Here is a 12,514-nt window from a genome sequence, read left to right on the forward strand (position 1 = left end):
AGAGCGTCACGCTTATCGCGCTGAGGAGGCGCATATTACGCCCCTCACTTCGAAAGTCAAGCGCTTGTTTTCGCTTTTCTTTCGGCGCCCACTTCACCAGGAAGCTAGCTCATCAGTCCGGCGTGTTCCGCCGTGCTGGTAGGGGCGCATTATAGGGAGCCAGCGCACGATGACAAGGGAAAATATGCAAAAAGATCCGTTTTTCGCGCTTTAGTGGCTCGAATGCCTATTTATCCAACAAAAAGCCCCGCATCAGCGGGGCTTCGGCCAGTAATGGCGCGGGTTTGCTATCTTTTTGACCAGAATTCCCGCGCAAAACTGCGTACCTTTTCCCAATCGGTGAACTCGAGGTCCTTGCTGGTATCCGTGCTGCCACCGGTCATCTTCATGATCAGCTGAATGATGCGGGTCTGCCACCAGTTATAGCGGGAGTATTGCAGCGCACCGGCGAAGACCCCCAGGGTTTTCGGCTTCCAGGGAGAGAGGCGCAGGAACTTCTTCATATAAGCATTGGTTTGTAGCGTCTGCTTCTCTGGCTTGCGCGCCGTCAGGTTGACGCAGAAGAAGGCGGCATTGGCCAGTTCCAGCTGTTCATGGTGAGCATTGATGAAGCTGAGCAGGCTGGGATGGAAGTTGCCATAGCGGATGGAGGCACCGATCAATACCTTGGCATACTTGCTGAGATTGCACTTGGGCAGAGTATGCAGATCCTGCATCACCACTTCGCATCCTGATATTTCCTCCAGCATGGCATCCACGATTTTCCGTGTTTGCCCGTCCCGGGAAGAATAAAGCACCAAAATCTTGTCCATACCTACCTCAACTACGCCAGAATGCGGGCGTAAACAGTACCAGAAGCGTGAAGATTTCCAATCGGCCAAACAGCATGGCGACGATCAGTATCCACTGCGCCGTCGCCGAGATCTTGCCGAAGTTGGCGGAGACCTCCCCCAGCCCGGGCCCCACGTTGGTGAAGGCGGCCGCCACGGCAGAGAAAGCCGTCACCTCGTTCAGCCCCGTCATCAGCAAGAGCAGCATAAAGATGAAGAACAGGATGATGTAGGTGGCGAAGTAACCCCACACCGCCTCGACGATCCGCTCCGGTACCGCGCGACGCCCCAGCTTCAGGGTATAGATGGCACGCGGGTGCACCAGTCGCTTGAGCTCGCGCATCCCCTGCAGGAACAGGATCATGAAGCGCATCACCTTGATGCCGCCCCCGGTGCTGCCGGCACAACAGCCAATAAAGGCAGAGAACATCAGCAGCATGGGCAGGAAGGAGGGCCAATCCGCGTAGCTGGTCGTGCTGTATCCCGTGGTGGTACCGAGAGATACCGCCTGGAACAGGCCGTGGTTGAGCGCCTCCTGCCAGGTGGCGTAGTGACCGTGGAACAACAGGGAGACGAAGCAGATCAGTATCAACACGCCCTGGATCCCCAGAAATACCTTGAGTTCGGAGTCGTGCAGATAACTGCTCAACCGCACCGGCTTGTGGGCAAACACCATGAAGTGCAGGGCGAAGTTGACGCTGGCCAGCAACAGGAAGACCACTGTGATCAGGTTGATGGCCGGGCTGTTGAAGAAACCGATGCTGGCGTCATGAGTCGAGAAACCGCCCACCGACAGGGTGGAGAAGGAGTGGCAGATGGCGTCGAACAGGCTCATGCCGGCCATCCAGTAGGCCAGGGCGCAGAGGGAGGTCAGCAACAGATAGATGAACCAGAGCGCCTTGGCCGTCTCGGCGATGCGCGGCGTCACCTTGTTGTCCTTGACCGGCCCCGGGATCTCGGCACGGTAGAGCTGCATGCCCCCGATGCCGAGCAGCGGCAGTATGGCGACCGCCAGTACGATGATCCCCATGCCCCCCAGCCACTGCAGCAGCTGGCGATAGAAGAGGAAGGCCTTGGGCAGGTTGTCCAGCCCGGTCAAGACGGTGGCGCCCGTGGTGGTCAGGCCGGAGAACGATTCGAAGAAGGCCTCGGAGACCGACATGCCGGGCACCTCGCCCAGCAAAAATGGCAAGGCCCCCACGCTGCCCAGCACGACCCAGAACAGCACCACGATGAGAAAGCCTTCCTTGGATCTGAGGTCTTTCTTCTGGTGACGGTTGGGGAACCAGAGCATGGCGCCGAGCAGCAGCGCGATGAAGAAGGAATTTACAAACTCGGCACCGCCGCCATCACGATACGCAAAAGCGACCAGCGCGGGCAGCAGCATGGTCGAACTGAACAGCGCGACCAGCAGGCCAACGATACGAATGATGCTCAGAACTTGCATTCTGGCTCCCTCTTCAGACTAAAAGAGCGATGGATTCTAGCCATCTAAGGGACGAAGAGATACCCGGCCATGGGTTCTATCGGTCAATTCCTGGGCCACTTGGCTCCAGATAGCGGTATCCCAGGCGATCTGCAAGCTGACCTGCTGACCATAGTCAGCCGCCAGCAGCTGGCCCTGATGGGCGGCGATCAACGCCTCCACCGCCCCCATGTCGGTATAGTCACAACAGATGAGAGAAGGTGTCTGCTGGCGCTTGACTCGAGTCTCGAGCAACTTGAGCGCCGCACCGACACCACCACCATAGGCCTTGACCAGGCCGCCGGTCCCCAGCAGCACGCCACCGTAGTAACGCACCACCACGGCGGCGATCTCGCCAATCCCCGCCCCCATCAGCTGGGCCAGCATGGGTTTGCCCGCCGTGCCCGAGGGTTCGCCATCATCGCTGAAGCCATAGACCTGGCTATCTTGGGGCGCTCCGGCGACGAAGGCCCAGCAATGATGCCGGGCCGTCGGGTGCTGCCGTTTCACTTCGCTTATCCAGGCTTTGGCGGCCTCCACCGTGGGCGTGTGGGCCAGCAGGGTGATAAAGCGACTCTTCTTGATCTCCTCGGTCAACTCCAGCGGTGCGGCGGGGATGGCGTAGTCTGCAACCATCAGATCCCTGCTTGCCGGGTCAGATTCTCCACCCCGTCCCCATGCAGCACTATGTTGTCTTCGATGCGAATGCCACCGAAGGGACGCAGCGCCTCTACCTTGTTCCAGTTGACGCGCTTGCCCTGCTCGCTCTGGCGCAGCGGCTCCAGCAGGCTGTCGATGAAGTAGAGCCCAGGCTCGATGGTGAACACCTGGCCCACCTCAATCACCCGGGTGCAACGCAGGTAGGGGAACTGCTCGGGGGCGGGCAGATGGGTGCCACGCTCGTCCTGCATGAAACCGCCCGCATCGTGTACCTGCAGGCCGAGGAAGTGGCCGAGCCCGTGGGGGAAGAAGGCGTTGGTCACGCCGGTATGGATCATCTCGTCCACCGACATGTCCACCAGCTCGACCGATTGCAGCAGCCGCGCCAGTCGGTGGTGCATCTGCAGGTGCAGCTCGCTGTAACGGCGGCCCGGCTTTATTTCCTCGATGATCTGCTGCTGTTGCGCATCCAGCGCTGCGATTAAGTCGGCAAACTCGCCGCGGCGCCAGGCCCAGGTGCGGGTGATGTCGGAGGCATAGCCGTGATAATCCACCCCGGCATCGATCAGGAAGGAGTGACGCTCCGCATCCGGCACCCGCTGGGTGGAAAGCTGGGTGTAATGGAGGATGGCCGCATTGCGGTTGATGGCGATGATGTTGCCATAGGGCGCCTCATTGGCCCCCTGCCCGACCGCCTTCATGTAGGCCAGGTTGATCTCGAACTCGCTCGCCCCCGCCATGAAGGCATCTTTGGCCGCGATGTGGCCGCGCACGCCGATGCGGTTTGCTTCCCGCAGGCACTCGAGCTCATAGGCGGTCTTGTAGGCGCGGTGATAGTGCAGGTAGTTGAGCACCGCCTCCGGGTTGGGTTGACCCAGCCCCAGCAGTTGGCCCACCTCGAGATGGCCCCCCAGATAAGCCCACTCCTGTTTGTCGGCGGGCAGGTGATCCGCCACCTGCTCCGGCCTCGTCAGGAAGCGGATATCGAAGAAATCGACCCAGAAGGCATTGGGCAGATCCGCCACCTTGTGCCAGAAGTCCACCGGCCGGTAGAACAGCAGCACCGGCTTGCTCACCCCGTCCACCAGCAACCAGCAGTGGGGGTTGTCCAGCACGGGCAACCAGGCCTTGAAGTGCGGATTGACCTTGAAGGGATAGTCCTGATCGTCGAGGAAGATGCGGTGGGTCTGGCCAGAGTGGATGGCCAGACCATCGAGCCCCTGCTGTTGCAGTATGTCGCGGGTGCGCTGCTGCAAGGTATCGAGATGCTGGGCAAAAAGTTGACTGTAGCTGCTCATGGCGTCCTGCTCCGGGCAAATGTGACTTCAGCATAACATCAAGCGGATCAAGGCTCGAGCCGTCAAGCTGTCGCTTCGTGAGGTAACGCATAGGTTACAGGGTTTTTGTTATGAAACGAAAACCAGTCATTAACAAATAAAGAACAATTCAATACACTGCCCGTAGACAGTCGATCTCAGCAGTCAGGAACGATTCATGCAAAACCTTTGTCTGTGGAAACCGGATCAGGACAGGATGCAACACTCCAACCTCCACCAGTTCATGGCCGAGGTTAACCACTTCCACGGCCTGCAGTTGCACAGCTACGCCGACCTCTATCAGTGGTCGGTCGAGAAGACGACCCGTTTCTGGCCGCTGGTGTGGCAACACTGCGGCGTCAAGGGCGAGCTTGGGGACATAGTGGCGGAGAACCGCCAGGAGATGCAGCGTGCCCGCTGGTTCCCGGACAGCCGCCTCAACTTCGCCGAGAACCTGCTGCGCCGTCAGGACGAGAGCCCGGCCATCATCTCCCGCATCGAGGGGGGCGCGAGCCAGACCTTGAGCTGGGCCGAGCTCGGCGATCGGGTCGCCCGCCTGAGTCAATGGCTGCGTGGCCAGGGCATAGGGCCTGGCGATGTGGTCGCCGCCTACCTGCCCAACATTCCCGAAGCCGTGATCGCCATGCTCGCCACCACCAGCCTGGGGGCGGTCTGGACCTCCACCAGCCCGGACTTCGGCGAGGCCAGCGTGGTGGAGCGTTTCGGCCAGACCCGCCCCCGCATCTTGTTCGCGGTGGATGGCTATCGCTACGGCGGCAAGGCCATCGACATCCAGGCCAAGGTGGCCAGCCTGGTCGGCCAGATCGACAGCATAGAGCAGACTGTGGTGATCCCCCTGCTCGGCAACCCCTTGCAGCTCGGCCAGGACTGGCGCCAGATCCTGGCGAGCCAGGCCGGGGCGACCCTGCGCTTCGAGTCCATGGGGTTCAACGATCCCCTCTATATCCTCTACTCCTCCGGCACCACGGGCAAACCCAAGTGCATCGTCCACGGCATAGGCGGTACCCTGCTGCAGCACCTGAAAGAGCACCAGTTGCATTGCGACATCAAGCCGGAAGAGCGGGTGTTCTACTTCACCACCTGCGGCTGGATGATGTGGAACTGGCTGGTGAGCGCCCTCGCCTCCGGCGCTACCTTGGTGCTCTACGATGGTTCCCCCTTCTACCCGGACGGCAACGTGCTCTGGGATCTGGCCCGCGATGAAGGAGTCTCGCTGTTTGGCACCTCGGCCAAGTACCTGGATGCCTTGCACAAGCAAGGCTATGCCCCGATCAAGACCCATGAGCTGCCGGCCTTGCGGCTGATCTGCAGTACGGGATCCGTGCTCTCCCCCGAAGGATTCGACTACGTATATCAAGGGATAAAGCAGGACGTGCTACTGAGCTCCATAGCAGGCGGCACGGATATCTGCTCCTGCTTCGTCATCGGCAATCCCATCAGCCCCGTCTATCGCGGTGAGAGCCAGGGGCGCGGGCTGGGGCTGGCGGTACAGGTGTTCAACGAGGCGGGCCAGCCGGTGCAGGGAGAGAAGGGAGAGCTGGTCTGCACCAAGCCGTTCCCGGCCCAACCCATCGGCTTCTGGGGAGACGAGAGCGGCGACAAGTATCGCGCCGCCTATTTCGAACGCTTCGACAACGTCTGGTGCCACGGCGACTGGATCGAGCTGACCGAACGCGGCGGCATCCTGTTCTACGGCCGTTCGGACGCCACCCTCAACCCGGGTGGCGTGCGCATCGGTACCAGCGAGATTTACCGCTACGTGGAGCAGCTCGACGAGGTGGAGGAGAGCATCGTCATCGGCCAGCAGTGGCAGCAGGACGAGCGGGTGGTGCTGTTCGTCAAACTCAAGGCCGGGCTCATGCTCGACGAGCCGCTGCGCGAACGCATTCGTCAGCAGATAAGGCAGCATTGCACCGCTCGCCATGTGCCCGCCCGCATCCTGCAGGTGGATGCCATCCCCCGCACCAAGTCCGGCAAGATAGTGGAGCTGGCGGTGCGCGAGGTGGTGCACAACAGGCCCGTCAACAACACCCACGCCCTCGCCGATCCCGCCGTCTTGAGCCAATACCGCGACCGGCCCGAACTGGCTTGCTGAATCCGACAACACAACATGAAGGCGCTCTCGGGCGCCTTCTTTCTATTCCGTCATCGGGGAACGGGTTTACATGAGATGTGTTAAACGAATGTTTTAAATAGGTGTTGTAATTGTCTTGTTTTGGATCAATATTGAGCCTCGCCCCCTGCTGGGGAGAAAGGAGCAAAGCCCCCCACCACGTGGGAATTAGGAGACACTCTCATGATCTACCAAGGCGAAACCCTGTCGGTCAGCTACCTCGAACACGGCATTGCCGAACTGAGGTTTGATGCCCCGGGTTCAGTCAACAAGCTGGATCGCGCCACCCTGCTCTCACTGAGCGAAGCGATCGCCACATTACAACAAGAACGTGAACTAAAAGGTCTGATCCTCACCTCCGGCAAAGACGCTTTCATCGTCGGCGCCGACATCACCGAATTCCTGGAACTGTTCGATCTGCCGCAAGAAGAGCTGCTCGGCTGGCTGAAGAAAGCCAACGACATCTTCAGCGCCATCGAAGATCTGCCGGTGCCGACCCTGTCCGCCATCAAGGGCCACGCCCTGGGCGGTGGCTGCGAGACCATACTCTCCACCGATTTCCGTCTGGCCGACACCAGCGCCAAGATTGGCCTGCCCGAGACCAAACTCGGCATCATGCCGGGCTTTGGCGGCACCGTCCGTCTGCCGCGGGTGATCGGCGCCGACAACGCGCTCGAATGGATCACCACCGGCAAGGATGTCCGTGCCGATGACGCCCTCAAGGTCGGTGCCGTCGATGCCGTGGTCGCCCCGCAAGCCCTGCAGGCCGCCGCCTTGCAGATGATAAAAGACGCCATCGCGGGCAAGCTGGACTGGCAGGGCCGCCGCGCCGCCAAGAAGGCACCGCTGCGTCTGTCCAAGCTGGAGGCCATGATGAGCTTCAGCACCGCCGCCGGCATGGTTGCCGCCGTGGCTGGCAAGCATTACCCGGCCCCGATGACGGCGGTCAAAACCGTCGAAGCCGCTGCCGGCATGAATCGCGATGAAGCGCTGGCCGTCGAGGCCCAGGGCTTCATCAAGCTGGCCAAGACCGATGTCGCCAAGGCGCTGGTCGGCATCTTCCTCAACGATCAGCACATCAAGGCGTTGGCCAAGAAGGCCGCCAAGCAGGCGAGCAAGGCCACCAGCCACGCCGCCGTACTGGGTGCCGGCATCATGGGGGGCGGTATCGCCTACCAGTCCGCCAGCAAAGGCATCCCGGCGGTGATGAAGGACATCAACGAGAAGGCGCTGGCGCTCGGCATGGGTGAAGCCACCAAGCTGCTCAACGGCCAGCTCGAGCGAGGCCGCATCGACGGCATCAAGATGGGCCAGGTGCTCTCCGCCATCACCCCGACCCTGAGCTACGACAGCGTCAAGCACGTGGACCTGGTGGTCGAGGCCGTGGTCGAGAATCCCAAGGTGAAGGCCGCCGTGCTCGGCGAAGTGGAAGCCATCCTGGGTGACGACGCCGTGCTCGCCAGCAACACCTCCACCATCCCCATCTCCCTGCTGGCCAAGGGCCTGAAGCGCCCCGAGAACTTCTGCGGCATGCACTTCTTCAACCCGGTGCACCGCATGCCCCTGGTGGAGATCATCCGCGGCGAGCAAACCTCCGCCGAGACCATCAACCGCGTGGTGGCCTACGCCGCCGCCATGGGCAAGTCCCCGGTGGTGGTCAACGACTGCCCGGGCTTCTTCGTCAACCGGGTGCTGTTCCCCTACTTCTTCGGCTTCACCAAGCTGGTTGCCGATGGCGCCGACTTCGCCGCCGTCGACAAGGTGATGGAAAAAGAATTCGGCTGGCCCATGGGCCCCGCCTACCTGCTGGACGTGGTCGGCATCGACACCGGTCACCATGCCGGTGACGTGATGGCGCAAGGCTTCCCGGCCCGCATGAGCAAGGATGGCCGTACCGCCATCGACGCCATGTATGACGCCAGCCGCTTCGGTCAGAAGAACGGCAAGGGCTTCTACGCCTACGAGCAGGACAAGAAAGGCAAGCCGAAGAAGGTGGCCGACGTCGCCGCTTACGAGCTGCTGGCGCCCATTGCCAAGCCGAAACAGGATTTCGACAAGGACGCTATCATCGCCCGCATGATGATCCCCATGATCAACGAGGTGGTGCTCTGTCTGGAGGAAGGCATCATCGCCACCCCGGCCGAGGCGGACATCGCGCTGGTCTATGGCTTGGGCTTCCCTCCCTTCCGTGGTGGCGTGTTCCGCTATCTGGACACCCTGGGTCTGGATCGTTACGTGGCCATGGCCGACCAGTATGCCAGCCTGGGCCCGCTCTACCGCGTCAGCGACCGCTTGCGCGAGATGGCCGCCCAGGGCAAAACCTTCTACTGATTGCGGAAAGGAGATCCATTCATGAAAGACGTAGTCATTGTCGACTGTATCCGGACCCCCATGGGCCGGTCCAAGGGCGGCGCCTTCCGCAACGTGCGTGCAGAAGATCTGTCCGCGCACCTGATGAGTTCCATCCTGCTGCGCAACCCCAACCTCGATCCGAACGAGATCGAGGACATCTACTGGGGCTGCGTGCAGCAGACCCTGGAGCAGGGCTTCAACATCGCCCGCAACGCGGCCCTGTTGGCCGGCATTCCGAAGCAGGTCGGCGCGGTCACCGTCAACCGCCTGTGCGGTTCGTCCATGCAGGCGCTGCACGACGCCTCCCGCGCCATCCAGGTGGGTGACGGGGATATCTTCATCATCGGCGGCGTGGAACACATGGGCCACGTGCCCATGAGCCACGGGGTGGACTTCCACCCCGGCATGGCGAAATCCGTGGCCAAGGCCTCCGGCATGATGGGGCTGACCGCCGAGCTGCTCGGCAAGCTGCACGGCATCAGCCGGGTGCAGCAGGACGAGTTCGCCGCTCGCTCCCATAGACGCGCCCATGCCGCCACTCTGGAAGGACGCTTCGCCAAGGAGATCGTGGGCCTGGAAGGTCATGACGCCAGCGGCGCCCGCTTCTTCTACGACTATGACGAGGTGATCCGACCGGAGACCACGATCGAAACCCTGGGCCAGTTGCGCCCGGTATTCGACCCGGTCAACGGCACCGTCACCGCCGGCACCTCCTCGGCCCTGTCCGACGGCGCCGCCGCCATGCTGGTGATGAGCGCGGACAGAGCCAAGGCGCTGGGGCTGACTCCCCGTGCCAAGGTGCGGGCCATGGCCATCGCCGGCTGCGACGCCGCCATCATGGGTTACGGCCCTGTGCCTGCCACCCAGAAGGCGCTCAAGCGCGCCGGCCTGACCGTGGGTGACATCGATCTGTTCGAGCTGAACGAGGCGTTCGCCGCCCAGTCCCTGCCCTGTGTGAAAGACCTGGGACTGCAGGATCTGGTGGACGAGAAGGTGAACCTGAACGGCGGTGCCATCGCCCTGGGTCACCCGCTCGGCTGCTCCGGCGCCCGCATCTCCACCACCCTGATCAACCTGATGGAAGAGAAGGATGCCACCCTGGGGGTCGCGACCATGTGTATCGGTCTGGGCCAGGGCATCGCCACCGTGTTCGAGCGGGTGTAATCACGCCCCCTGACTGGCTCACATCAGGGTCGGTCAGGGGATTGACCACACAAGCGATATCACCCCGCACCTTGAGCGGGGTGAACAAGCATTGTCACTTTTGGGGTCGGCCTTGCCGGCCCGTCATCGAGTCTGTGGGTGTCACCACACGGGGAACACCCTGCCGTCGGAATCTGCGCATTGGCCGCCCCGTTTGGGTCGGCCTTTTTTCGTTTTAACGCCCGATCATGCTCACTTCTGGGGCTATATTGCCCATAACCTCACATTAGAGGGGGGCCTTGCTTGCTTTTTGCCCCCTCGACAGGTTCAATCTGCACAAAAAATGGGTGGATGCACATACATATGTCAACGAGCAAACAACTGCTGATCGTCGACGACGACCAAGAGATCCGCGAGCTGCTCAACGAATACCTGACCCGGGCCGGCTTTCAGGTATTGACGGCGGCGGAGGGCAACGAGATGCACCGGCAACTCGCCGAGCACAGCCCGGACCTGATCATTCTCGATATCATGATGCCCGGCGACGACGGCTTTACCCTCTGCCAGCAGATCCGTCGCGACTCCCAGGTGCCCATCATCATGCTGACCGCGGCCTCTGACGAGGCGGATAGGGTGATCGGCCTCGAACTGGGGGCGGACGACTACATCGCCAAGCCGTTCAGCCCGCGCGAGCTGCAGGCCCGCATCAAGGCGCTGCTGCGCCGGGCCGAATTCCGTCAGCCGGAGAAAGAGAAAGAGCCGAGCCGTCGGCTGCGTTTCGCCGACTGGACCCTGGACACCCTGAGCCACCAGCTGACTCACGACGACGGCAGCCTGCTGGATCTCTCCGGCAGCGACGCCCTGCTGCTCGGCATGTTCCTGCAGCAACCCGGCGTGGTGCTGGACCGAGACACCATCTCGGACGCCACCCGTGGCCGCGAGAGCCTGCCGATGGAGCGGGGCATCGACGTGCAGATCAGCCGTCTGCGCCAGAAGCTGGGCGACAACGGCAAGAGCCCGCGCATCATCAAGACCATACGCGGCAGCGGCTACATGCTGATCGCCGAAGTCCACGAGATCCCATGAACGGCATGAAAGCGCAGACGTTCTGGCAGGCGCAGCGCCATCACAGCGGCCATTCGTCGATCGACAATAGGCGCGAGCTCCCATGAGCGGCCGGCGGTTCTGGCAGGCGCTGGTGCCGCGCTCCCTGCTGTCGCGGATGCTGCTGTTGCTGCTGCTCGCCATCCTGCTCTCCCAGACCATACTCACCGGCATCTGGATGCAGCAGATCCAGAAGCGGGAGCTGGAGGGCATGCTCAGCACCACCCGCAACCTGGCACTGTCGGCCGCCTCCACCGTCAGCTTCTTCAAGTCACTGCCCCTGCAATACCGTCACATAGCGCTGGACCAGCTGCGCAACATGGGTGGCAGCCGCTTCTTCGTGTCCCTGAACGAGGAAGAGATCCACATCAGCGCCATCCCGGACAGCGAGCGCAAGACGCTGGTGCTCAAGGAGGTGCAGGAGGTGCTCAGCCGCAAGCTCTCCGATGCCATGGCCATCAAGGTGGACTTCTCCCGCCCCGAAGAGCTGCACGTCTTCAACAACGACACCCTGCTGGCAGACTTGCCCTCCTCCTGGGCCCGCTACACCCTGTCGCTGGAACCGATCAATCCCCCGGTGCTGGTGACCCAGATCGAGATAGAGCCGGGAGAGTGGCTCTATCTGGCGGCCCTGCTGCCTGCCCCCTACATGACCCTGGATGACACAGTGATGCCGAGCAACCAGGTGCGCTTCATCGCCCTGATGACGGTGTTCCTCTGCTTCTTCACCTTCCTGCTGGTACGTTGGCAGACCCGGCCCCTGCGTCGCCTCGCCAAGGCGGCGGTCAACCTCGGCAAGGACATCGATCAGCCCTCCCTCAAGGAGGAAGGTGCCTCCGAAATAGTGGCGGCGACCCGCGCCTTCAACATCATGCAACAGCGTATCCGCCGCTTCATCGACGATCGGGAGCGGCTGTTCAGCTCCATCTCCCACGATCTCAAGACCCCCATCACCCGGCTGCGGCTACGGGTCGAGCTGCTCGATGACGAAGTTCAGATCGCCAAGTTCAACAAGGACCTGGACGAGCTGGAGCTGATGGTGAAGGGGGCGCTGCAGACGGTGAAAGAGACTGACATTCACGAGAACCTCGAGCAGATCGACGTCAACGCCCTGCTGGAGCAGATGGCGGAGTCCATGAACCTGCACCAGGACCTGCTCATCATCGAGGGGCACTGCAAATGGCCCTATCGCGGCAAGCTGCTGGCTCTCAAGCGCTGCATCGGCAACCTGGTGGACAATGGCATCAAGTACGGCCAGCGCGTGCGCATCATCGTCATGGACGATGAAGAGATGCTGATCCTGTTCATCATGGACGAGGGTCAGGGCCTGCCGGAGGATCAGCTCGAACGCATCTTCGAGCCCTATTACCGTTTGAGCACGGACGCTGCCGGCACCGGGCTCGGCCTCGGCATCGCCCGCAACATAGCCCACGCCCACGGCGGCGATCTGGTGCTGGAAAATCGCCCCCAGGGTGGCCTGCAGGCCACCCTCTCCCTACCAAGGCAGTAA

9 protein-coding genes are annotated in these 12,514 nt (G+C 62.0%); 5 read left to right on the top strand and 4 right to left on the bottom strand.

Annotation, left to right across the window (positions count from 1 at the left end):
* Positions 1-287: 287 nt before the first annotated feature.
* From hemG to pepQ, 4 genes are read right to left on the bottom strand one after another with little or no spacing between them, the layout of a single operon-like run.
* Positions 288-812: a menaquinone-dependent protoporphyrinogen IX dehydrogenase gene (hemG, locus tag BN1124_RS13125; protein WP_042642615.1), complete on the bottom strand. Its 525-nt coding sequence runs from the start codon at positions 810-812 to the stop codon at positions 288-290.
* 7 nt (positions 813-819) lie between these two features.
* Positions 820-2,277 (bottom strand): TrkH family potassium uptake protein, encoded by a 1,458-nt coding sequence (locus tag BN1124_RS13130; protein WP_042642617.1) that lies wholly within the window; start codon positions 2,275-2,277, stop codon positions 820-822.
* A 36-nt stretch (positions 2,278-2,313) separates the two neighbouring features.
* Positions 2,314-2,931: a YigZ family protein gene (locus BN1124_RS13135; protein WP_042642619.1), complete on the bottom strand. Its 618-nt coding sequence runs from the start codon at positions 2,929-2,931 to the stop codon at positions 2,314-2,316.
* Entirely contained in the window at positions 2,931-4,253 is a 1,323-nt protein-coding gene (gene pepQ, locus BN1124_RS13140; protein WP_042642621.1) for a Xaa-Pro dipeptidase, read from the bottom strand. Before pepQ ends, BN1124_RS13135 begins: the two co-directional genes overlap by 1 nt.
* 196 nt (positions 4,254-4,449) lie before the next feature.
* Between pepQ and BN1124_RS13145 the strand changes: the two genes are divergently transcribed.
* The 5 genes from BN1124_RS13145 to BN1124_RS13165 all read left to right on the top strand — a co-directional run bounded on the left by BN1124_RS13145 (position 4,450) and on the right by BN1124_RS13165 (position 12,514).
* Positions 4,450-6,387, top strand: coding sequence for an acetoacetate--CoA ligase (locus BN1124_RS13145; RefSeq protein WP_042642623.1), 1,938 nt, complete (start codon positions 4,450-4,452; stop codon positions 6,385-6,387).
* Positions 6,388-6,588: 201 nt separating this feature from the next.
* Positions 6,589-8,736 carry a fatty acid oxidation complex subunit alpha FadB gene (gene fadB, locus BN1124_RS13150; protein WP_042642625.1) on the top strand — a complete coding sequence of 716 codons (2,148 nt, stop codon included), beginning with the start codon at positions 6,589-6,591 and terminating at the stop codon, positions 8,734-8,736.
* A gap of 21 nt (positions 8,737-8,757) precedes the next feature.
* A complete protein-coding gene (gene fadA / locus BN1124_RS13155) occupies positions 8,758-9,921 on the top strand; it encodes an acetyl-CoA C-acyltransferase FadA (RefSeq protein ID WP_042642627.1) in 1,164 nt (387 codons plus the stop codon).
* A 342-nt stretch (positions 9,922-10,263) separates the two neighbouring features.
* On the top strand, positions 10,264-10,986 hold the full coding sequence (locus BN1124_RS13160) for a response regulator (protein WP_042642629.1): 723 nt from the start codon (positions 10,264-10,266) through the stop codon (positions 10,984-10,986).
* An 82-nt stretch (positions 10,987-11,068) separates the two neighbouring features.
* Positions 11,069-12,514, top strand: a complete 1,446-nt coding sequence (locus tag BN1124_RS13165) for an ATP-binding protein (protein WP_042642631.1) — start codon at positions 11,069-11,071, stop codon at positions 12,512-12,514.

The sequence above is a fragment of the Aeromonas eucrenophila genome, from assembly GCF_000819865.1.
GTDB classification, from domain to species: domain Bacteria; phylum Pseudomonadota; class Gammaproteobacteria; order Enterobacterales; family Aeromonadaceae; genus Aeromonas; species Aeromonas eucrenophila.